Here is a 20,470-nt window from a genome sequence, read left to right as displayed (position 1 = left end):
CACCACCGCCGGAGGCCGCATGGATCCGATCCGTGTACCGCCCGAAATGTTCCGTTTCACCGACGGCAGCAAGTCCGGGCTTCCCCTGGCGATCCTGCACGTCTTCGGTGAGGCGAACGAGCGGCTCGAGACGGCGCTCGGTATCGACGACATCCGCACGCGGCTGCGAGAAACCGGCTGGCTGGAGACGCTGGACGACGAGGATCTCGCCAAGGCGCTGGAGCAGCTGAGGAGCCAGAGCCACCTCGACATCGTCCAGAATCACGCGGGCGACTACCGGACGGCGTCCGAGTACGAACGCCGCAATCTGCAGTACTCGCTCACGCGACAGGGTGAAGCGGCGCTCGCCGGGATCGTTCGCGCGAACGAGGTCCTCGCCGGGGCCGGGGCGCTGCAGACGGCGACGCTCGACGCGCTCGGCGAGCGGCTCGGCGAACTGGTCAGGCAGCTGGAGGACGGCACCGACAGGCGCGTGTTCAGCACGCTCGCCGAGATCGAGAGCCACCTCGAATCGTTCCGGGACAACACGAAGCGGTTCAACGGCGACCTGCAACGCCTGCTGCGCGCGGAAGCGGACCTCTCGACGTTTCACGAGGTCAAGGCGTCCACGGTGGCGTATCTGCAGCAGTTCCTGAACGACCTGGAGCATCACACCCACACCATCGCCACCCGCGTCAAGGAGATCGACGAGTACGGCGTCGAGCGTGTGCACCGGCGCGCGCTCAACGGGGCCGCCTTGCCAGGTCCGGATCAGCGCTGGCTCGAAGTGCGCAAGGCGCGTTGGGACGGGCTCCGCGCGTGGTTCCTGCCCGAAGACGGCGCGACGCCGCGGGTCGAGGACCTCCACCAGGTCGCGCGGCGGGCGATCATCACGCTTCTCCAGGTCCTGGACCGGATCACCGAATCGCGGCGGCGCGCGAGCAGCGCGGTCGCCGATTTCCGGGAGCTGGCACGGTGGTTCACCGTCGTCCCGGCGCAGGAGGACCTGCATCGCCTGTGGTCCACGATGTTCGGGCTCAGTTCCGCGCGGCACGCGCATCTCGCCCACGCCGACCCCGAGGTGGTCAGCACGACGGCGTCGTGGCTCGACGCGCCCCCGGTCGAGGTTTCCGAGCTGCTTCGGTCCGCGGGCCGCACCGAGCGGTTCACCAGGACCGGAAGGGTCCGTGACGTCAGCGCGATCCGGGCCGCGCGGGTCCGGCAGGCGATCGCGGAACGTGCCGAACTCGAGGCGGCGTGGAGCATGCTCGACACCGGCGGGGTCGTGCGGCTTTCGGCGTTCGAGAAGCTGGACCACACCGTCTTCGAGCGGCTGCTGGACCTGCTGGGCCAAGCGCTCGGCAGCAGCCCCGGCACCGGCGGCACCCGCCGGAGCACGACGTCCGACGGTCAGATCGAGATCATCCTGAGGCCGCCGCACAACGGCGCGGTCGCGCGCCTCACCACGACGAGCGGCGTCTTCCGCGGGCCCGATTACGAGATCGAGATCAGCACGGCCGGAGGCGGTGCGTGAGCCTCACGAACCAACTGGTCATCGCGGAGCGTGAGGAGGTCGCTCGCGGGATCCGGGCCCTGCTGGCCAAGCCGCTGATCGGCGAACGCGGCTCCCCCGAGACCTTCGACCTCATCCGGCGCCGCCGCGAACCCATCCGGCAGTGGTTCGACTACTACTGCGGCTGGACGCTCACCGTCGAACCGCGGCTCGGCTACGCGCGGCTGGTCAAGGTCCGCGCGTCCGCCGACCCCACCCGGCCGGCCCGGCGCCTGCGCTCCGGACGCGCGGCGTTCGACCGCCGCCGCTACGTGCTGCTCTGCGTGGTGGCGGCCGAACTCCTGACCGTGCCGGTGACCACCATCGGCCTCCTCGCCGACCGTGTCACCCGCGCGAGCGCCGCCGACGACCTCGTCACCACCTTCGACGTCACCAGCCGGGCCGAGCGCATCGCGTTCGTGGACGTCCTCAAACTGCTGGAGTCCTACGGCGTCCTCACGACGGCCGACGGCGACGCCGAGTCCTTTGTGGACGAGACCACGGCGAAGGTGCTGTTCCGGGTCGACGCGACGCTGCTGCTGCGCCTGCTCGCCGCCCCGGTCGGGCCGTCGCAGCTCGCCGTACCCGCCGACGACGTCGCGCTGCGGTTCGAGGAACTACTGGACGCGGTGTCGTACGAGCAGCGCTACGGCCTCTCCTCAGGCCGCCACGAGGACACGCCGAACGCGTCCGACGTCCAGCGGAACCTGTGGCTCCGGCATTCGGTCTTCCGCCGTCTCGTCGACGATCCCGTGCTGTACTTCGCCGAACTCACCGCCGAGGAGCGCGCGTATCTCGGCTCGCCGACCGGGCGTCAGCTGCTGCGCCGCGCGGCGGAACAGGGCGGGTTCGTCCTCGAAGAGCGGGCCGAGGGGGTGCTGCTCGTCGACGTCGACGGCATCGCCACCGACGAGCGGTTCCCGGACGACGGCAGCAACGCGAAGGTCGCCGCGCTCCTGCTGCTCGACGTGCTCGACGAACCGCGGACGACCGACTACCTGCGGGGCGCCACCGCGAAGCTGCTGAAACGGTTCCCGCGCTGGGCCAAGACCTACCGGGGCAAGGACGGCGTGCGGCGGCTGACCGTCGACGCGCTCGCGGTGCTGACCGGCTTCGGGCTGGTCCGCGTCGAAGCCGAACTCGTCCGGCCGCTCCCGGCCGCCGCGAGATACACCGACCGGGACCCCGGCCGGAAAGAGGAGGCGACGTGACCGTGACGAGGTGGATCCCGTCCCGCGCGGGCATCCTCAACATCTGGCGCTACTACGACGAGATCTTCGAGTTCCACGACGGGCGCCTGCTGTTGCGCGGCCCCAACGGGAGCGGGAAGTCCAAGGCGCTGGAACTGTTGCTGCCGTTCCTGTTCGACGCGAGCCTGCGCGCCAACCGGCTGTCGACCTTCGGCACCAGCGAGCGCAGCATGCACTGGAACCTGATGGGCGAAGGCGCTTCCGGCGCCACTCGTGTCGGATACGTCTGGCTCGAATTCCGCCGGGGCGAAGACGACTGGTTCACCTGCGGCGCCCGGCTGCAGGCGAGTACGCACACCAGCACGGTGCACGCCGACTTCTTCACCACCGGGCTGCGGGTCGGCGACGGCCTGCCGCTGGTCAACGAGGCGGGCCAGCCGCTGACCAGGAACGCACTGGAGGAACACCTCGGCGAACGCGGGACCGTGCACGCCGGCGCGGCCGAATACCGCACCGAAATCCGCGCGAAACTGTTCCCCGGCTTGAGCGAGCAGCGCTACGACGCGCTGATCACCGCGCTCCTCCAGTTGCGGATGCCCAAACTCTCGCAGCGGCTCGACCCGAGCCTGCTGTCCAACCTGCTGTCCCGCGCGCTCCCACCGCTGGGACAGCAGGAGATCGCGGACCTCGCCGAGGGGTTCGAACGGCTCGACGCGCAACGCGAACGGCTGGGCTCGCTGGAGACCGAGGTCGACGCGACCCGCGCGCTCGCCGCGCGGCAGAAGACCTACGCCCAGCGCGTGCTGCGCGCGGGCGCCGCGAACCTCATCGCCGCGACCACCGAACTCGACGAACTCGCCGCGGCCGCCCGCCGTTCGGCCGAGGAGTACGACGAGGTCGCCGCGCGCAAGGAAGCCGCCGAGGAACGCGCGGCGAAGCTCGAAAAGGACGTGGAGGAGGCCGAGGCCCGTATCTCGGGGCTGACCGAATCGGAGTCGTACCGCAAGGGCCAGGAACTCGACAAACTGCGGCAGCGGACCCTTTCGGCGAAGGAGCAGGCGGAAACGCTCCGCGCGGACGCCGACCGGCTCCGTGCCGAGGCGGACGCCGACGAGGAGCGATCGCGGGCCGCGCAGCAGGTCGTGAAACGGCAGGCGGATCTCGTTCGCGCGCAGGAGGCCGACGTCCGGGCCGCGGCGACGCGGGCGAATCTGGCCGGGGTGCACGACGAACTCGTCGCGGGGCTTGATGAATCGACCAAGCAGGGTGAACCGGCCCGGCTCCGCCCGCTGCTGCAGGCCGCGGTCCGCGGGAAACGTGAGCAGGTCGAGGCCGTCGCCAGGACACTGGACAAGCACGAGCGCGCCGTCGCCCGCCGTCACCAGGCCGAGGCGGATCTGGACCAGGCGAGGTCGGATTTCTCGGTCGCGCAGGACAAACTGGATCTCACGACGGCGACCCGCGAACTCGCGTTGAGCGATCTGCGCACCCGGCTCGCCGAATGGGCGATCGGCTGCCGCGAGCTGCGTTTCCCCGACGCGGAAGCGCTCGTGCGGGAGGCCGAGGCGGAAGCCGCGCTGCTGGACAAGGTCAGCGCGGTCGCCGAGACCGTGCTCGAAGACATCATCCGGCAGGAGGCGGCGACGGGCGCCGCGCTGGCCACCGCGCGCACCGAACACGACGAACTCCTCGTCGAGGCGGGTGTGCTCGAAACCGAAGACGTCCTCTTGCCCACGTCGCCGCGCACCCGCACGGCGGACCGGGCCGAGATGAGCGGCGCGCCGCTGTGGCGGCTGGTCGATTTCGCCGTCTCCGTCCCGGAGGACGCGCGCGCCGGGATCGAAGCCGCACTCGAAGGCGCCGGGCTGCTGGACGCCTGGGTGAACTCGCACGGCGTCGTCGACGGACACGACGTACTCGCGGAAACCGCGACGCTGCCGTCGGTTTCCGGCCGTTCGCTCGCCGACGTCCTCGTGCCGGAACCCGACGCGGAACTCGCCCCGGCGAAGATCCGGCGGGTGCTGGAAGCCATTGCCTTCGACGACACGCTGCCGCCGGGGCCCGCCGCGATCGGCGCGGACGGCGGCTGGCGGATGGGCGGGCTGACCGGGAGCTGGGAGAAGCGGAGGCCGGCGTACATCGGCTCGTCGGCCCGCCGTCACGCCCGCGAACTCCGCATCGCCGAACTGCGGGACGAGATCACCCTCCGCGAGAAGACGATCGCCGAGCTGGAAGGCGAACTGGCCGCCCTGCGCGGCAGGCGCGAGCTGATCAAGATCGAACGCGCCGCCCGGCCCAGCCACGAGGATCTTCTCGCCGCGACTGGAGAACTGACCAGGGCCGAGGCTGATCTGACCGCCGCGGACGCCGTCGTCCGGCACCGGGAGACGACCGTCTCCGCGCTGGAGACCGAGGCCAAGAACGCCCTGCACGAGCTGACCGGCCAGGCTTCGGAAAACGGGCTGCCGACCGAACGCGCGCCGCTGACCGCGCTCGCCACGGCGCTGCGCACCTATTCCGACCAGGGCGAGAACTGGCTGTACGAGCACGGGATCCTGCGTGCGGCGAGCCAGCGGGCCGAAATCTTCGCCGAACAGGCGGCACGCTCCGAGGCGAACGCGGCCCGGCGCGAGGAGGAGGCCGCCGAGGCGGAGGCCGAGCGCACCAAGCTCACCGCGATGCTCGACGCCATCGAAGGCACCGCCGACACCGGCCAGCGCGAGGTGCTCGCCGAAATCGACGGCCTGCGCACGAAACTGCGGGAACTCGGCGACGAACTGCGTGCCGCGAACCGCACGGTCACGGATCTCGCCGTCCGCCTGGGCGCCCTCGGCGTCCAGCGCACGACCGACGCGCAGGCCCGCGAGGACGCCGCAGCGAAACAGGACGCGGCCGCGCTCCGGTTCCGGAAACTCGCGACCGGGGTCTTCCCGGCGGACGGCGGGATCGAGGACCTCCCGAAGTTCCAGGCCACCTTGTCCGCGTCCGAAGGGGTGCAGGCCGCGCTCGACACGGCCCGGCTGGTGGCCGCGGCGTGGCCGTCCGTGCCGCACGCCCCGAGCAATCTCGGCGAGGCACTGCACCGGCTTTCCGAGGCCGTGCACACCTGCCGGAACACGCTCAGCTCGCGCGCGGAACTCGATCTGGAGACCGACGAGGACGTCCAGATCTTCACCGCCGTCGTCGACGGGCTGCGGGTCGGCGCGGCCGAACTGCTGAAGATCCTTTACGCCGAGGCGGAACAGAGCAGGCACGAGATCACCGACCGCGAGAGCGATCTGTTCGACAAGACGCTGACCGGTGACACCCGCCGTCATCTCGCGGCCCGCATCCGGCAGGCCAACGACCTCGTCGACGGGATGAACGCGCGCCTGGAACGGGTGCGGACCGCGTCCAGGGTCGCCGTCCGGCTGGTCTGGCAGGTCTCCCCCGATCTGCCGCCGGGCACCAAGACCGCGCGGGACCTGTTGCTGAAGGATCCGGACCAGCTGACCGCCGAAGACCGCGTATCGCTGCACCGGTTCTTCCGCGAGCGCGTCGAGCAGGCGAAGGCGGACGACACCGCGACCAGCTGGGAACAGCAGCTCGCGCAGGTCTTCGACTACACGTCCTGGCACCGGTTCGTGGTCAAGGTGGACCGCGCCAACGGGGCGGGCTGGCAGCTGCTGACCAAGAAGCTGCACGGCGCGCTTTCCGGTGGGGAGAAGGCGATCGCGCTACACCTTCCGCTGTTCGCCGCCGTCGCCGCGCACTATCAGGCCGTACCGGAGGCGCCGCGGGTGATCCTGCTCGACGAGGTCTTCGTCGGCGTCGACACCACGAACCGGGGGCAGGTCTTCGGCCTGCTGTCCGCGCTCGACCTCGACCTGATGCTGACGTCGGACCACGAATGGTGCACCTACGCCGAACTCAGCGGCGTCGGGATCCATCAGCTGATCACCGGCGGGGACGGCGACGACGCGGTCACCACGGCCCGGTTCACCTGGAACGGGCACGACCTCTTGCCCGCCGAACCGCATTAGGCACTTGAGATCGGCGCAGGCCGTCCGTGGTCGTGAGTGTTGAGTGTCGTTAGAACGACACTCGTTACTAGTCAGGTGGTTGCGGGTCGGGTTGGTAGCCAGGGGTTTCCGGTGATGGCGTCGCGGAGCGCGGTGAGGGTGTTGAGGCCGTGTTTGCGGATGGTGGAGATGTAGGAGCGCACGGTGAGCCAGGTGGTGGCGCCGTGGTGGGTGCGCCATCCGCCGGTGATTTTGAGCTGGGTTTTGGTCATGCGGATGTCGCGTTCGGCCTGGTTGTTGGTGAAGGGAACGGTCAGGTCGAACGCGAACCGCAGGGTGTCGCCGCGGTATTTCTCGAGTCGTTCGAGCAGGCGGCGGGCCTGGGATTGGGTGGGTCTTCCGCCTTTGGGGTGGCCTCGTTGGTTGCGCGGATGCAGGTCCAGGCCGGTGCGGACGTGGGTGTCGTAGCGGCCGGTCATCGGTGTGAGGACGTCGTCGGGGATCTCGGACAGGTCCAGGTCACGGGCGGTGTGGGCGGCGGCGTTGAGTTCGTCGAGGACATCACTGAGCCCGGTGGGCCAGGCCTGATCGGGATGGGTCTCCGCCGCGGCTTGGAGCTCCCGCTGGTGGTGGGCGTTGCAGAGGGCGTGAGTGAGGTCGTAGGTGCGGTAGGAGTGGTAGCCGTCGTGCACCGCGATGCCGGCGAAGCCGTTCAGGATCCCGAACGCGTCGATCGCTTCGCGGCCGCGTTTGTCATGCAGGAAATAGACGGTCAACCACAGCGTGCTGGCCGAGTGGAGCCACCTGTTCTTGCCGAGCACCCGGACACCGGTCTCGTCGAAATGCGCCAACGGCGCCGCCACGATCGCTGCCTGAACGGCCTCGACGAACGGGGCCAGCCCGGGCGCGAGACGCCCCAGCACCGAGCTGACCCAGCCGGTGGACACCGCCATACCGGTCACCTCGGCCAGCAGTTCAGCGGCACGGGAGATCGGAAGATGCTGATAGGTCAGCAGATACGCGGCCAACGCGGTCACATTCGGCCCATAGCAGGCCGCAGCGGTGGCCTCGGCCGGGGCGGGCGCGGTGGTCAGCACCCCGCACCGGCAGCGACGTTGATACAGACGATGCTCGGTCACCACCGGGACGATCTCGGGCAGATCATGCACCTGACGGCGCACCACGCCCACATCCGGACGGCACGACAGCCCTGTCCCGCAGCCCGCACATGCCGACGGAACATGATCAACCACGGTGCCGGGATTATCGACCAGTGTCAGGCTCGCGCCCGGCGCCCCGGGTTGTTTCCCTTGCCCACGACCGGTTTTCCGGCGCAACGACCTCGGCGCCGGCTTGACATACACATCCTGCGACGGCGGTTTCGACGAATTCCGCGACGTGGTCTTCAGCTGCCGTTCCAGCTCCCCGACCCGCGCGGACAACCGCTCCACCTCGGCCCGCAACACCCGGATCGTCTCCGCCTGAGACACGACCAGAGCAGCCAACTCGTCATACGACGGACGCTCACCCCCGGCCACGTGGTGATCATCGCAGAACCATGATCACCACGTGACCGGGACCTGACTAGTTACCGACACTCAACACTCACGACCACTTTGCCGGCCGTACCGCCCTTGGGCTGAGCGGCCCAAAGCGGGCCGCTTTCCGCGCTTCTTCCTTGTGCGACGCGGGATGGCTCGCTACGTTCCCATCGATGGGGCCGACGGCGGTGCGGATCCAGATGCTGGGTTCGCTGCGCGTGTGGCTCGGCCGGGAGGAACTCGACCTCGGCCCACCGGCCCGCCGCGCCGTGCTGGGGTTGCTGGTGCTCGCCGGCGGCGAGGCGACCTCCCAGCAGGACCTGGTCGACGCGCTCTGGGGCGAACGGCCGCCGCGCAGCGCGGTGAACGTCCTCCAGACGCATGTCAAACACCTGCGACGGCTGCTGGAACCCGATCGGCCGTCGCGGTCCGGGAGCGAGATCCTGCCGCATGTCGGCGGCGGCTACGCGCTGCGCTGGGACGCCGTCGACGTCGACCTGCCCCACGTCCGGGGGCTGATCGCCGAGGCGAACGACGCCCTGCGCGACGGCGAGACGGGCCGCGCCGCCGCACTGTTCGGTGAGGCCCTGCGCCGGTGGCGGGGTAAACCACTGGCCGACCTCCCGGTGCTCGCGACACATCCCAAGGTCGTCTCCCTCGTCGCGGAACACCGTTCGCTGCTCGCCAGGTACGGCGACGCGATGCTCGCCATCGGCGCCGCCGAGGAGGTGCTGACGGAGCTGGTCGAGGCCGCCGCGGACCAGCCGCTGGACGAGCCGGCACAGGCCAGGCTGATCCGGGCGTATCACGGCGCGGGCCAGCGGGCGACGGCTTTCCGGCTCTACCAAGAGGTTCGTGAGCGGCTCGTCGAAGAGCTGGGTGTCGAACCCGGCCCCGAACTCCTCGCGGCGCACGCCGCCCTTCTCGACGACGGGGGTCCGCTCCCGGCCGCGAACCCGCGTCCGGCCGTCCGGGTGCCGCGTCAGCTGCCCGCCGAACCGCCGGGGTTCACCGGCCGCGCGATCGAACTGTCCCTTTTGGACGAACTGGTGCCGGAACAGCGTGACTCCGGCGGCTCGGTGGCGATCGCGGCCATCACGGGTACGGCGGGTGCCGGGAAGACCGCGCTGGCCGTGCGCTGGGCGCACCGGATGAAGGACCGGTTCCCCGACGGGCAGTTCTACGCGAATCTGCGCGGGCATTCACCCGGCCCGCCCGCGACGGCGCTCGAAGTGCTCACGCGGTTCCTGTCCGCCCTGGAGATCCCCGCCGAACGCCTGCCCGCGGACACGGAGACCGCGTCGGCGCTGTACCGGACGCTGATGACCGACCGGAAGGCCTTGGTACTGCTGGACAACGTCGACGGCGTGGAGCAGGTCCGGCCGCTGCTGCCCGCCGGGCCCGGCTGCCTGGTGCTGGTGACCGCCCGCGACCGGATGGCCGGTCTGGTCGCCCTGCACGGCGCCCGGCGGCTCACGCTGGACATGCTCGATCCCGGCGAGGCACTGGAACTGCTCGCGCGGATACTCGGTCCCGAACGGATCCAGGCCGAACGCGAGGCGGCCGCCGAGGTGGCCGGGCTGTGCGCGTATCTTCCGCTCGCACTGCGGATCGCGGCGGCCAACCTCGCCGACAATCCCGGAAGCGGCATCGAGGATTACGCCATCGAGCTGCGCAAGGGCAATCTGCTGGCCGCGCTCACCGTGCCCGGTGACGAACAGATCGCCGTCCGGACCGCCTTCGACCTCTCCTACGCGGCCTTGCCCGCGGAAACGCGGCGGCTGTTCCGGCTGCTGAGCCTGGTGCCGGGCAACGACATCGGCGTCGAGGCGGTCGAAATCCTCACCGGGACGAGCCGGGCGGGCGCGATGCTGGACGCGCTCGCGGGCGCGCATCTGGTCGAGCAGCACGCCCCGGGCCGCTATCACTTCCATGACCTGCTTCGGCGCTACGCCGCGGATCGACTGGAGTCGCGGGAATCCCCGGCCGAACGCGAATCCGCCCGCCGACGGCTGCGCGAGTGGTACCTGCGTGCCGTCGACCACGCGGCGAAACAGAGCTACCCGCACATGTTCCGCACTCCGTTGTCCGTCCCCGACGGCCCCCTTCCCGCCGTGGTGAAGGAAAACGCGTCGGAATGGCTGGAGACCGAACTGGCCAACGTCGTCGCCGTCGCCGAGGACACGGCGCGGACCGGGCCGCGTCCGGTGGCCTGGCTGCTGGCCGACGCCCTGCGGGGGTACTTCTGGATGTCCTTGCGCCAGGTGGAATGGCGGGCCGCCGCCGGAGCCGCACTCGCCGCCGCCGAGGAGGACGGCGACCTCCGCGCCCGCGCGTCCGCCCGGTTCAGCCTGGCCGACCTGAATTTCCGCCAGGGCCGGTACCGGGCGGCCGTCCGGCACTACACCGGCGCGCTCGTGCTCGCCCGGCGAGCGGGCTGGGTGGAGGCACAGGCCGCGGTACTGGGCAATCTCGGCTGCGCGTACTGGCAATCCGGACGGCTGCCCGCGGCCGCGGCGCGGTTCTCCCGGGGACTGGAGTTGAGCAGGCGCGTCGGCAGACCGGCCGGGGAAGCCGTCGCGCTCGGCAATCTCGGGCTCGTCCACTGGGAGATGGGCGATCTGCCGCGGGCGGCCGGGCATTACGTCCAGGCCCTGCGCCGATATCGGCGGATCGGTTCGCGTTATGGCGAAGCGATCAATCTGAGCAACCTCGGACAGGTACAGCACGCCCGCGGCCGCACCGCCGAAGCGGCGGGACTGCTCACCAGGGCGCTCAGCCTGCATCGCGAAGCCGGGAACCGGGCCGGAGAGGCGGAAACGCTCGGCAGGCTCGCCGCCGTGTACGCCGATCTCGGGCGGATCCCCGAAGCGCTCGATCACGCGCGTGACGGGCTGCGGCTGGCGCGGGAGACCGGCGAACCACGTGGGGAAGGCGAAGCGCTCATCGCGCTCGCCGGGGTGCACCAGCGCGCGGGTCACCGGCCGGACGCCCTCCGCCGGTACCGGCAGGCCCTGGCGCTGCTGCGGGAGACCGGCGACCGGTACCCCGAGATCGACGCGCTCATCGGGCTCGCGACCGCCACCGGCGACGTCGGCCAGGCCCGGCACGCGCTCGCCCTGGCCGAGCGGGCCGGCTACCGGGCGCTGCGCGACCGGGCGGCGGCCGCCGTCGACTCGATCCTCCGCGGCTGACTCACGTCCCGGCGACGTCACCGCGGGTGTCGTAGCCGCCCGCCGGGTCGAAGGTGACGATGACCCACGGGTTGACGCCGTGCTCCTTGCCCGCGCCGTCGAGGCAGGAGAACTCGCTCATGTCGAACGCCCGCCAGGCGGCGCCGCCCGGCTCCCGGCCGAGGGATTCCTCGACACGGCCGACCCAGCGGCAGGCCGGGTCGAGCACCAGCGGGGTCACCGACGGCTGGGCCCAGACGATCGTCCCGGCGTCCGCGCACCACGACAGGTCGAACGTGTAGGTCCACCTCCCCGGGTCTTCGAGTACGACAGGTTTGATGGTCTTGACGCCGGAAGCGCAGTCCGGGATCGCGGCGGACGCCTCGCCGGCGGCGACGAACGTGAGCCCCGCGCATAGGACCGCGGAACCGGCCAGGACCTTCATGATCGTCATCGTGCCCCCTGAATCCGTTGTCCTCACACTGTTCCGCCGGTTCCCCCCGCCCGCAATCCGCCGGACGCCGGACGAGCCCACCCACGGTCTGAGCCGGGAAGTCAGCCCCCGAGCCGATCCGGGGACGCGTCCGGATCGGCAGGCTTCCCGGTATGGAAACCGACTACGTCTTCCCCGGCCGCCGGATCGCCGCGGTCTCGATGGTCCTCGGCCCGATCCTGCTGCTCACCGGAACGCTGCTGCGCTCACCCTTCGACTTCTTCTTCCCCAGCCAGCTCAGGGCGATGAGCGAGCATCCCGCGCTGACGACCGCGGCCTACACCTGTTTCCTGGCTGGCAACGTCCTGCTGTGGCCCGCGATCATCGCGCTCGCCACGAAGATCGGGCGGACCAGACCGGCACTGGCCGCCTGGGGCGGCGTGTTCGTCCTCATTGGACTCTTCGAGCGGACCTTCCACGCCGGGATCGACCAGGCCGCGCTGAGCCTCGCCGGACGCCGCGGCGCCGAATTCGCCGAGAGTGTGGTCGGCGCGTCGTACCAGGACCTGCACCTGTTCAGTTTCCTGTCGTTCACCATCATGTTCGGCTGGTACTTGCTCGCCTTCGCCGCCTATCGCGCGAAAGCACTCGGCGTCGTGGGATCGATCGGGTTGGCCACGATGGGACTTCTGCCGCTCGGGGTGCTGAAGGGCACCGAAATCGTGTCGATCATCGGCACCGCGGGGCTTTGTGCCGCGTTGGTCCCGGCCGGGGTCCGCGTATTACTGGAAAGTCCCAAACCGGATCGGAAGACGGTACTTTTGACGGCTTTGGCGATTCCGGCATTGGGCGCGCTCGCTTTCGCGAGCACCTTGGGATAAGGATTTCCCGTGCGGCCGTCAGGCCAGCCGCACGGGAGCTTTTCCTGCCCTGTCACCGGATTCGTGGTCGTGTCCCGCCGGGAGGCAGCTCATCAGCAGGACGAGCCCGACCGCCCCGAGAAGCATGTGCCCGGCGACGATGCACAGTCCACAGAATCCGATCCACAATGAGATCTTCATTCTCAGATGGTAGGGCCGTTCCCGGGGACGGGGCCCCGACTTGGGAAAGACTTAAGGTCTCCTTTGGGCAAAGGGTCCGTTCGGCGCACGCACGTAATGCACCACCAGCGACACCGTCGCGGCCAGGAAGACCACCTGCATCAGGCTGCGCGGCACCAATTCGTCCATCGTCGAAGTCACCGGCCCGTTCAGCGCCTTGTACACGTTCGCCGGGAACATCCCCAGCAGCAGAACGGTCAGTCCACCCGCCGCCCACGGTGCCGTACGCGACCACAGGATTCCCGCCGCGCCCGCCAGCTCGAGAACACCGGTGACGGTGACCAGCAACGCCGGGGCGGGCAAGGCGGGCGGCACCATCGCGATGAGTTCCTCGCGCATGCCGACGAAATGCGCCGCCCCGGTCGTGACGAACAGCGCCGCGACGCCGCCGCGCACGGCCACCGGCCAGGACCGCAGGCGCCGCACGCCCACCGCTCCGAGCAGGGACAACGCCGCCGTGACGACGACCAACATGAGGACGGGGACGAGACCGGGATCCATGACCGACGCCTTTCGGGCAGTGAAACTTTCCACTGACAAGATGCGCCGTTGCGGACCATCTTGTCAATGACTAGATTCATCGGCATGAGTCCGTACCACCATGGCGACCTCCGGCGGGCCGTCCTCGACGCCGCCGTCGCGGCCATCACCGAACACGGCCCCGCCGGGATCAGCCTCCGCGACCTCGCCCGGCGCGCGGGGGTCTCGCACGCCGGGCCGGTGCACCACTTCGGCGACAAGGCCGGCGTGCTCACCGCACTGGCCGCCGAGGGATTCGGGCTGCTCGCGGACGCGCTCGCCGCCGCCGAGGAGCGCACGCGGGACTTCGTCGAGGTCGGGGTGGCCTACGTGCGGTTCGCGATCGAGCATCGCGCGCATTTCGAGGTGATGTTCCGCCCCGATCTCCACCGCGAGGACGACGCGGCACTGGTCGCCGCACGCGACCGCGCGGGTCTGCTGCTCACCGGCGGAGCGTCGTCGGTCAGCGACGACGCCATGGCGGGAGTCGCCGCGTGGTCGCTGATGCACGGCTTCGCGAACCTGTGGCTCACCGGCGCGCTGCGCACCGAACACCTCGAGGATCCGGACACCGCCGCCCGCGCGATCGCCCGGATCCTCTTCCCCTGACGCCCGGGATCAGACCTGCGCGGTGGGCATCACGGTGACCTGCTGGAGGTTCACCCGCGCCGGGAGCGAGGTCAGGAACGCCACGGTCTCGGCGATGTCCTCCGGCTTCAGCCAGGTCAGCGTCTCGCGCACGCTGTCGAGCCATTCGATCGCACCAGGGTCGGTGACGTGACCCTGCAGCTCCGTCTCGACCAGACCAGGCTCCACCGCCGCGACTCGCACACCCTTCGGCCCGAGGTCCGCGCGAAGGTTCTTCGAAAGGTGCGTGACGTACGCCTTCGAAGCGACGTACACGGCGAAGGACGGGAAGACGGCCTGCGCACCGATGGACGAGGTGTTCACCAGGTCCGCGACGCCCTTTTCGGCCGCCGAAGCGACCAGATGCGGGACGAACGCGCCGATCGCGTTCATCAGGCCCGACATGTTGACGTCGATCATGCGCTGCCAGTCGGCGGTCGCGAGTTCGTCGATCGGCGCGGCCAGCATCACGCCCGCGTTGTTGAACAGCAGGTCCGCGCGGCCCAGTTTCGCCTCGACCTCGGCCGCCGCGGCCCGCATCGCTTCGGCGTCGGCGACGTCGGCCGCGAGGACGAGCGCGGTCCCGCCGTCCCGGTCGATCTCCTTGGCGAGCGTTTCCAGCCGGTCCGCCCGGCGGGCGATGAGCGCGACCGCCGCTCCGGAGGCGGCGAGCCGCCGTGCGGTCGCCTCGCCGATCCCGCTGGACGCGCCGGTGACGACGGCGACCCTGTTCGCGTGCCGTGCCGGGGAGTTCGTCATCTCTGTCTCTCCTAAGTGGACTCGTTGTCGCGTTCTGAGTCCAGGAAACCGGCTACGGCGCGGAGATGGCACGGTCTGTCCGACCTGGGTCTGCCAGTACCAGGCAGGACTCAGGCCGCGAGCGCCCCGAGGACGAGAGCGGCGTGCTTGCGCCAGACGTCGTCGCCCTGCGAAGAGGTCAGCTCGACGATCCGGCCGAGCGCGAGGATCTGCAGGCCGATGTCGGCGGAGGTGATCCCGGCCCGCAGGCGACCCTCCCGGTGCGCGCGTTCGACCAGGTCATCGAGGCTCTCGGCGAGGTGCGCGCGGCAGGCTTCGAGTGCGCCTTCGGTGACGGTGAGCCCGTCGAGGAACGCGCGATGACGAGCCATCATCGCCAGGGTCCGCTCGACGAACAGCCCGATTCCCTCCCACGCGTCCTCGGCGGCCTTCGCCCGCTCGGAGACGGCCGTCCACTCGGCCACGTCCTCCTCCAGCACGGCTTCGACCAGGTCGTCCTTGGTCGGGAAATGCCGGTAGAGGGTGGCGACGCCGACGCCCGCCCGCCGCGCGATCTCCCGGACGTCGGTCGCGAGACCGCGTTCGGCGAAGGTCTCGCGCGCGGCCTCCAGCAGTTGCGCCCGGTTCCGCGCCGCGTCCCAGCGCTGACGTCGAGGAGTGGTCATACCGGAATCCTACCTGTTCCGGAACGCATGTTTCGGATACGGTAGTTTCCGGATCACTTGTTCCGGAACAGGAGGCGACCATGTCCACGATCGTGATCACCGGGGGAACCGACGGACTCGGCCGCGCGCTGGCGGCCCACCGGCTGCGCGCGGGCCACACCGTCGTCGTGGTGGGCCGTAGCGAGACGAAATTCCGCGAGCTGGCGAAGAACGGCGACGCGCACTTCGTCAAGGCCGACCTTCGCGAAGTCGCGGAGAATCTGCGCGTCACCAAGGAGATCGCCACCCGGTTCCCCGTCGTCGACACCCTGGTACTGGGTGCCGCGTACGTGCACCGAGACCGGCAGATGACCAGCGAGGGCTTCGAACACAACTTCGCGCTCTACTACCTGAGCCGCCACATCTTCGCGTCGGAACTCCAGGAGGTCCTCGGCGCCGCCGAGCGGCCGCTGATCCTCGACACCACCGTTCCCGGCGCGCCGGAGGACGCCGTCCGCTGGGACGATCTCCAGCTGGAACGGGGCTATAGCTGGAAGATCGCGAACCTCCAGAGCCGTCGGCTCGGTCTGTTGTCCGCGTTCCGGCTGGCGTCCGACCACGTCCGGTACGTGCTCTACAACCCTGGTTTCGTCCGCACGAGCCACCAGGGCGCGCTCGGCAGGACCTCACGCGCGATGGTCGGTGTCCTCGCGAAACTCCTGGGCACCCCGCCGGAGAAGGCCATCTCGCCGATGCTCGACCTCATCGAGAACCGGCCGGAAGTACCGCTGAGCGCCTACCTTCGCGGCAAGCGCCTCGAACTCGACGCCGCCACCGCCGAAGAAGCCGAGCGGCTCCATCGGGAAACCGCCCGGCTCCTGGGGGAAGTCGCTAAACGAACTTGAGATGCGAGCGCCGCCGCAGCCGGAATCCCGACGCGACGGCGACCGCCGCGAGCAGCACCGCCATCGAGATCACCCCGTGCACACTTCCCCTGGTCAGGTACCCGATGTCGGTATGGTCGATGGCGTAGGTGCCGATCTCGCGACTGGACCAGAACGGCAGCAGACGCGCGATCAGGCTCGACGGATCGGCCATCATCTGCAGCCCGACGACGGCCAGCAGGACCAGCGTCCCTTCGAGTTCACGCGGCAGCACCGCGCTGAGCGCGAGCCCGAACGGCGCCGACACGGCGACCGTCAGCACCATGATCAGGGCGACCGGGCCGTACCGGACGTCGTGCTGGTCGACGAGGATCAGCACGAAGTACGGTGCGGACAAAAGCGTTCCGACCGTCCACAGTGCACTCAACCGGCCGAGGTACAGGTGATGGGAGCGGTAGCCCGAAAGCCGCAGCCGGGGTTCCATCGCGCGGCTCGCGCTTCCGGCGAACAGCGCGGCGGTGCTCAGCGCCCAGCCGAGGCCGAGGCAGACGAACCGGATCGACTGGCCGAGGTGGTCACCGCTCCTGCTCAGGTAGAACACCAGCGGCAACAGCAGGAGGATCAGCAGGACCGCCCGGCGGCGCAGGAGTTCGCGCAGCGCCATCTCGGCGATCGTCAGTACCTTCTTCACGCGACCGCCTTCCTGGCCGGGGAGAGTTCGAGCACGGTGTCCACCTGGTCCAGCCGGTTGAGCAGATGGGTGACCACGACGACGGCTTTGCCCGCCTCCCGCCATTGCCAGACCTGGTGCCAGAAGTCGAGGTAGGTGCCCTTGTCGAAACCCTGGTAGGGCTCGTCGAGCAGGAGGACGTCCGGTTCGCCGAGCCCCGCCAGCACCAGGTTCAGTTTCTGCCTGGTCCCGCCGGAAAGGTGCCGCGCCTGCCTGCCGCGTCCCGGCGTCCAGTCCAGGGCCGAGGCACGCGCGTCACCGACGCGGACAGCCTCCTCGCGCGACATCCCCCGGCCCGCCCCGATCAGCACGAAATGCTCACCCGCGTCGAGGAAGTCCGCCGTACCCCCGTCCTGCGGGCAGTAGCCGAGCGAACCGCGGACGCGGACCTCACCCTTGTCCGCCCCGGTCAGTCCGGCGCAGATGCTCAGGAAGGTGCTCTTGCCGCAGCCGTTCGCGCCGATCACCGCGGCGACCTCTCCCGACCGCACGACGAGGTCGACGCCGGTCAGCACCGGACGGCGGCCGTACTTCTTCGTGATGCCCCGCGCTTCCAGCAGCACCTCACCCGGGCGGCGCCGGGGACGCCCCACGCTGTCGGCCACGGCCGAGGCGTAGGCGGGCGGCGGACCGAAGACCCGCATCGGATCCCCGCCGCTTTCCCGCAGATGCACCGCCGCCTCCGCGACCACCTGCCGCGCGGCGTCCCCGCCGACGCCGCGACGGCGCAGTTCGTGCGCCAGCGCGGAAAGCCAGCCGTCGTGGTTCATCTTCCCTCCCGCAAGATCGAGGCCACCCCGGCGGAGAACTCCTGCCAGTCGGCGGTGGCGTGCCGCAGTGTTTCCCGGCCCGCGGCGGTGATCCGGTAGTACTTGCGCGCCGGCCCGGCCGTGCCGTCCCGCCAGCTCGCGGTGACCAGGCCGAACCGCTGCAGCCGCAGCAGAACCGGGTAGAGCGTGCCGCCCTGGATGGGGCCGAGGCCGGCGGCGTCGAGCGACTGGGCCAGCTCGTAGCCGTAGGACTCGCGCTCGGCGACCAGCGCCAGCACACACGGCGCCAGCACTCCCCGCAGCCATTGGCCTCGCCGGTCCTGATCCATGACGAGCAATGTAGCAGTACTACCTAGATAGCACTACAAGCTAGTCTGACCTGCGACAATACGTAGCCGAAGAAAATCCGGGAAAATATCGCCGCCGCTGTCGAATCGGTGGGACGCCCTTCGTATAGGGGGTGACAAACCGCTCCGAACGAGGAGGACGCCATGACCCAGTACCTCATCAGCCTGTACCAGCCCGACGGCCCCACCCCGCCGCCGGAGTTCCTCGAACCGATCGCGCGCAAGCTCCAGGCGCTCAACGAAGAGATGCGGGCAGCGGGTGTCTGGGTGTTCGCCGCCGGGCTGCACCCGCCGACCACGGCGACGGTGCTCCAGGCCAAGGAGAGCGGCGACATCGTGATGACGGACGGCCCGTACGTCGAGGGCAAGGAACATCTCGGCGGCTTCACCATCGTCGAGGCGCCGGATCTGGACGCCGCCCTCGACTGGGGCCGCCGGATCGCCGAGATCACCTACCTGCCGATCGAGGTCCGGCCGTTCCAAGGCGAGGAAGACCCTTCGTGCGTTCCCTGACCACCGAGGACATCGGCCGGATCTTCACCGAGGAGTACGGCCGCGCGGTCGCTGTCCTGGTCCGCGTCTTCGGCAGCATCGACATCGCCGAAGAGGCGGTCCAGGACGCCTTCGCCGCGGCGGTGGACCGGTGGCCGTCCACCGGTCTGCCGCCGAGCCCGGCCGGCTGGATCATCACGACCGCCCGCAACAAAGGCATCGACAGACTGCGCCGAGAAGCCGCACGCGACGACAAGCACGCCCAGGCCGCGCTGCTCCACGCGGGCGACGAAGCGGAGGAGGAGGGTCCCGTGCGTGATGACCGTTTGCGGCTGATCTTCACCTGCTGCCACCCCGCGCTCGCCCTCACCGCGCAGGTCGCGCTGACGCTGAAGCTGCTGGGCGGGCTGACCACCGGCGAGATCGCGCACGCGTTCTTCGTCCCCGAAAGCACGATGGCGCAACGGCTCGTGCGGGCGAAGGGCAAGATCCGCGACGCGAAGATCCCGTACCGCGTCCCGGACGACGCCGACCTGCCGGACAGGCTGCGTTCGGTGCTCGCCGTGGTGTACCTGGTGTTCAACGAGGGCTACACGGCCAGCTCCGGCGAACGGCTGGTGCGGGAGGATCTGTGCGCCGAGGCGATCCGGCTCGGCAGGCTGCTGGCCGCGCTCATGCCCGACGAACCCGAGGTCACCGGGCTGCTCGCGCTGATGCTGCTCACCGAGTCCCGCCGCGCCGCCCGCACCGGCGCGGACGGCGACGTCGTACTGCTGGCCGAACAGGACCGGTCGCGGTGGAACCAGGAACTGATCGCCGAGGGGCAGGCGCTGGTCCGCGGCTGCCTGCGGCGGAACCAGCCGGGGCCGTACCAGATCCAGGCCGCGATCAACGCCGTCCACAGCGACGCCGACGGCACGGAAAGCACCGACTGGTCGCAGATCGTCCAGCTCTACGACCTGCTGCTGACGATGAACCCGACGCCGGTCGTCGCGCTCAACCGGGCCGTCGCGGTGGCCGAAGTGGACGGTCCCGGCGCGGCACTCGACGTCGTCGACGGCCTGAAACTGGAGAAATACCACCTGTACCACGCCATCCGCGCCGATCTGCTGCACCGGCTCGGCCGTCCGGCGGACGCGGCACAGGCGTACGAGGCGGCGATCCGGCAAGCGGAGAACAGCGCCGAACGACGTCTGCTGGCACGGAAACTGGCCGCGATCAGTCCTTGAGCAGCCGGGCGGGGCCAGGCCCTTTCGCGGCGAGGAAGTCGGCGGGATTGACCAGGACGCACTGGTCGAAGGACAGGCAGCCGCAGCCGATGCATTCGGTGAACCGGTCGCGCATGCACTCCAGCTGCTCGATCCGTTTGTTGAGTTCGGCGCTCCAGCATTCGGAGGCACGGCGCCAGAACGCGTGATCCGGCGCGGCGCCCTCGGGAAGGAGGCTGAGCACGCCGCCGATCACCTCCAGGGGGATGCCGAGGTGATGCGAAGCGCGGATGAACGCGACGATCCGGAGGGTGCTGCGCGCGTACCGGCGCTGGTTTCCGCTGGTGCGCCTGCTCTGGATGAGCCCCTGACGTTCGTAGAACCGCAGGGCGGAGGTGGCGACACCACTGCGCCGCGACAGTTCCCCGATGGTGATCTCGGCAGGCAGTTCGGACATGTCCGCCATCCTAGCTTGACTTAAACCCTTGTTTAAGTTCGAAGCTGGAGACATGACAGCACAG

The 20,470-nt window shown here is 70.0% G+C and carries 19 protein-coding genes; 9 read left to right on the top strand and 10 right to left on the bottom strand.

The genetic code is table 11. The features are described 5' to 3' along the window. Positions 1 to 19: 19 nt before the first annotated feature. The 3 genes from SD37_RS04845 to SD37_RS04835 are packed head-to-tail and all read left to right on the top strand — an operon-like array spanning position 20 to position 6,743. Positions 20 to 1,513 (top strand): TIGR02677 family protein, encoded by a 1,494-nt coding sequence (locus tag SD37_RS04845; protein WP_044851692.1) that lies wholly within the window; start codon positions 20 to 22, stop codon positions 1,511 to 1,513. Then, positions 1,510 to 2,742: a TIGR02678 family protein gene (locus SD37_RS04840; RefSeq protein WP_044851691.1), complete on the top strand. Its 1,233-nt coding sequence runs from the start codon at positions 1,510 to 1,512 to the stop codon at positions 2,740 to 2,742. The genes SD37_RS04845 and SD37_RS04840 overlap by 4 nt, the downstream gene beginning before the upstream one ends. Beyond that, a complete protein-coding gene (locus SD37_RS04835) occupies positions 2,739 to 6,743 on the top strand; it encodes a TIGR02680 family protein (protein WP_044851690.1) in 4,005 nt (1,334 codons plus the stop codon). Before SD37_RS04840 ends, SD37_RS04835 begins: the two co-directional genes overlap by 4 nt. A gap of 71 nt (positions 6,744 to 6,814) precedes the next feature. Here the strand turns inward: SD37_RS04835 and tnpC are convergent, their stop codons facing one another. Next, complete coding sequence (gene tnpC / locus SD37_RS04830; RefSeq protein ID WP_083254876.1) at positions 6,815 to 8,260, bottom strand: IS66 family transposase; 1,446 nt, start codon at positions 8,258 to 8,260, stop codon at positions 6,815 to 6,817. Between the two features lie 176 nt (positions 8,261 to 8,436). Here tnpC and SD37_RS04825 point away from each other — a divergent pair, with 176 nt between their 5' ends. Beyond that, positions 8,437 to 11,457 carry an AfsR/SARP family transcriptional regulator gene (locus SD37_RS04825; RefSeq protein WP_236725268.1) on the top strand — a complete coding sequence of 1,007 codons (3,021 nt, stop codon included), beginning with the start codon at positions 8,437 to 8,439 and terminating at the stop codon, positions 11,455 to 11,457. Between the two features lies 1 nt (position 11,458). On the opposite strand, the gene SD37_RS04820 is transcribed toward SD37_RS04825, so the two are convergent. Further along, positions 11,459 to 11,890 carry a hypothetical protein gene (locus SD37_RS04820; RefSeq protein ID WP_044854007.1) on the bottom strand — a complete coding sequence of 144 codons (432 nt, stop codon included), beginning with the start codon at positions 11,888 to 11,890 and terminating at the stop codon, positions 11,459 to 11,461. Positions 11,891 to 12,042: 152 nt separating this feature from the next. Between SD37_RS04820 and SD37_RS04815 the strand changes: the two genes are divergently transcribed. After that, on the top strand, positions 12,043 to 12,750 hold the full coding sequence (locus SD37_RS04815) for a hypothetical protein (protein ID WP_044854006.1): 708 nt from the start codon (positions 12,043 to 12,045) through the stop codon (positions 12,748 to 12,750). An 18-nt stretch (positions 12,751 to 12,768) separates the two neighbouring features. Here SD37_RS04815 and SD37_RS43015 read toward each other — a convergent pair whose 3' ends face one another. Next, positions 12,769 to 12,930 carry a hypothetical protein gene (locus tag SD37_RS43015; RefSeq protein WP_167369607.1) on the bottom strand — a complete coding sequence of 54 codons (162 nt, stop codon included), beginning with the start codon at positions 12,928 to 12,930 and terminating at the stop codon, positions 12,769 to 12,771. A gap of 51 nt (positions 12,931 to 12,981) precedes the next feature. Then, complete coding sequence (locus SD37_RS04810; RefSeq protein ID WP_044854005.1) at positions 12,982 to 13,470, bottom strand: DoxX family protein; 489 nt, start codon at positions 13,468 to 13,470, stop codon at positions 12,982 to 12,984. Positions 13,471 to 13,554: 84 nt separating this feature from the next. Between SD37_RS04810 and SD37_RS04805 the strand changes: the two genes are divergently transcribed. Next, positions 13,555 to 14,097 carry a TetR/AcrR family transcriptional regulator gene (locus tag SD37_RS04805; RefSeq protein ID WP_037317637.1) on the top strand — a complete coding sequence of 181 codons (543 nt, stop codon included), beginning with the start codon at positions 13,555 to 13,557 and terminating at the stop codon, positions 14,095 to 14,097. A 9-nt stretch (positions 14,098 to 14,106) separates the two neighbouring features. Here SD37_RS04805 and SD37_RS04800 read toward each other — a convergent pair whose 3' ends face one another. Together SD37_RS04800 and SD37_RS04795 are read right to left on the bottom strand one after the other, a co-directional pair. Beyond that, positions 14,107 to 14,874, bottom strand: coding sequence for an SDR family oxidoreductase (locus SD37_RS04800; RefSeq protein WP_044854004.1), 768 nt, complete (start codon positions 14,872 to 14,874; stop codon positions 14,107 to 14,109). A 110-nt stretch (positions 14,875 to 14,984) separates the two neighbouring features. Continuing rightward, complete coding sequence (locus SD37_RS04795; protein WP_044854003.1) at positions 14,985 to 15,539, bottom strand: TetR/AcrR family transcriptional regulator; 555 nt, start codon at positions 15,537 to 15,539, stop codon at positions 14,985 to 14,987. An 80-nt stretch (positions 15,540 to 15,619) separates the two neighbouring features. On the opposite strand from SD37_RS04795, the gene SD37_RS04790 reads away from it, so the two are divergent. After that, on the top strand, positions 15,620 to 16,423 hold the full coding sequence (locus SD37_RS04790) for an SDR family NAD(P)-dependent oxidoreductase (protein ID WP_044854002.1): 804 nt from the start codon (positions 15,620 to 15,622) through the stop codon (positions 16,421 to 16,423). Here SD37_RS04790 and SD37_RS04785 read toward each other — a convergent pair. Genes SD37_RS04785 through SD37_RS04775 form a run of 3 tightly spaced genes read right to left on the bottom strand, consistent with a single transcriptional unit; the run spans position 16,410 to position 18,231 of the window. Next, on the bottom strand, positions 16,410 to 17,093 hold the full coding sequence (locus tag SD37_RS04785; protein ID WP_044854001.1) for an ABC transporter permease: 684 nt from the start codon (positions 17,091 to 17,093) through the stop codon (positions 16,410 to 16,412). The genes SD37_RS04790 and SD37_RS04785 overlap by 14 nt on opposite strands. Beyond that, complete coding sequence (locus SD37_RS04780; RefSeq protein ID WP_044854000.1) at positions 17,090 to 17,902, bottom strand: ATP-binding cassette domain-containing protein; 813 nt, start codon at positions 17,900 to 17,902, stop codon at positions 17,090 to 17,092. The genes SD37_RS04785 and SD37_RS04780 overlap by 4 nt, the downstream gene beginning before the upstream one ends. Beyond that, positions 17,899 to 18,231: a PadR family transcriptional regulator gene (locus SD37_RS04775; RefSeq protein ID WP_037317652.1), complete on the bottom strand. Its 333-nt coding sequence runs from the start codon at positions 18,229 to 18,231 to the stop codon at positions 17,899 to 17,901. Before SD37_RS04775 ends, SD37_RS04780 begins: the two co-directional genes overlap by 4 nt. Positions 18,232 to 18,393: 162 nt before the next feature. Here SD37_RS04775 and SD37_RS04770 point away from each other — a divergent pair, with 162 nt between their 5' ends. Next, positions 18,394 to 18,762 carry a YciI family protein gene (locus SD37_RS04770; RefSeq protein ID WP_044853999.1) on the top strand — a complete coding sequence of 123 codons (369 nt, stop codon included), beginning with the start codon at positions 18,394 to 18,396 and terminating at the stop codon, positions 18,760 to 18,762. Then, positions 18,750 to 19,970: an RNA polymerase sigma factor gene (locus SD37_RS04765; protein WP_044853998.1), complete on the top strand. Its 1,221-nt coding sequence runs from the start codon at positions 18,750 to 18,752 to the stop codon at positions 19,968 to 19,970. The genes SD37_RS04770 and SD37_RS04765 overlap by 13 nt, the downstream gene beginning before the upstream one ends. Here SD37_RS04765 and soxR read toward each other — a convergent pair. Then, positions 19,960 to 20,406 (bottom strand): redox-sensitive transcriptional activator SoxR, encoded by a 447-nt coding sequence (gene soxR / locus SD37_RS04760; RefSeq protein ID WP_083254875.1) that lies wholly within the window; start codon positions 20,404 to 20,406, stop codon positions 19,960 to 19,962. The genes SD37_RS04765 and soxR overlap by 11 nt on opposite strands. Positions 20,407 to 20,470: the final 64 nt, after the last annotated feature.

Source organism: Amycolatopsis orientalis (assembly GCF_000943515.2).
GTDB classification, from domain to species: Bacteria; Actinomycetota; Actinomycetes; order Mycobacteriales; family Pseudonocardiaceae; genus Amycolatopsis; species Amycolatopsis orientalis.
This window is presented reverse-complemented; position numbering and strand designations above follow the sequence as displayed.

Excerpts from the sequence above, each read along its gene's own strand:
- SD37_RS04845 (WP_044851692.1), top strand. The coding sequence starts at position 20 with ATGGATCCGATCCGTGTACCGCCCGAAATGTTCCGTTTCACCGACGGC.
- SD37_RS04825 (WP_236725268.1), top strand. The coding sequence starts at position 8,437 with ATGGGGCCGACGGCGGTGCGGATCCAGATGCTGGGTTCGCTGCGCGTG.
- SD37_RS04820 (WP_044854007.1), bottom strand. The coding sequence starts at position 11,890 with ATGACGATCATGAAGGTCCTGGCCGGTTCCGCGGTCCTATGCGCGGGG.
- SD37_RS04815 (WP_044854006.1), top strand. The coding sequence starts at position 12,043 with ATGGAAACCGACTACGTCTTCCCCGGCCGCCGGATCGCCGCGGTCTCG.
- SD37_RS43015 (WP_167369607.1), bottom strand. The coding sequence starts at position 12,930 with ATGAAGATCTCATTGTGGATCGGATTCTGTGGACTGTGCATCGTCGCC.
- SD37_RS04810 (WP_044854005.1), bottom strand. The coding sequence starts at position 13,470 with ATGGATCCCGGTCTCGTCCCCGTCCTCATGTTGGTCGTCGTCACGGCG.
- SD37_RS04805 (WP_037317637.1), top strand. The coding sequence starts at position 13,555 with ATGAGTCCGTACCACCATGGCGACCTCCGGCGGGCCGTCCTCGACGCC.
- SD37_RS04800 (WP_044854004.1), bottom strand. The coding sequence starts at position 14,874 with ATGACGAACTCCCCGGCACGGCACGCGAACAGGGTCGCCGTCGTCACC.
- SD37_RS04795 (WP_044854003.1), bottom strand. The coding sequence starts at position 15,539 with ATGACCACTCCTCGACGTCAGCGCTGGGACGCGGCGCGGAACCGGGCG.
- SD37_RS04790 (WP_044854002.1), top strand. The coding sequence starts at position 15,620 with ATGTCCACGATCGTGATCACCGGGGGAACCGACGGACTCGGCCGCGCG.
- SD37_RS04780 (WP_044854000.1), bottom strand. The coding sequence starts at position 17,902 with ATGAACCACGACGGCTGGCTTTCCGCGCTGGCGCACGAACTGCGCCGT.
- SD37_RS04775 (WP_037317652.1), bottom strand. The coding sequence starts at position 18,231 with ATGGATCAGGACCGGCGAGGCCAATGGCTGCGGGGAGTGCTGGCGCCG.
- SD37_RS04770 (WP_044853999.1), top strand. The coding sequence starts at position 18,394 with ATGACCCAGTACCTCATCAGCCTGTACCAGCCCGACGGCCCCACCCCG.
- soxR (WP_083254875.1), bottom strand. The coding sequence starts at position 20,406 with ATGTCCGAACTGCCTGCCGAGATCACCATCGGGGAACTGTCGCGGCGC.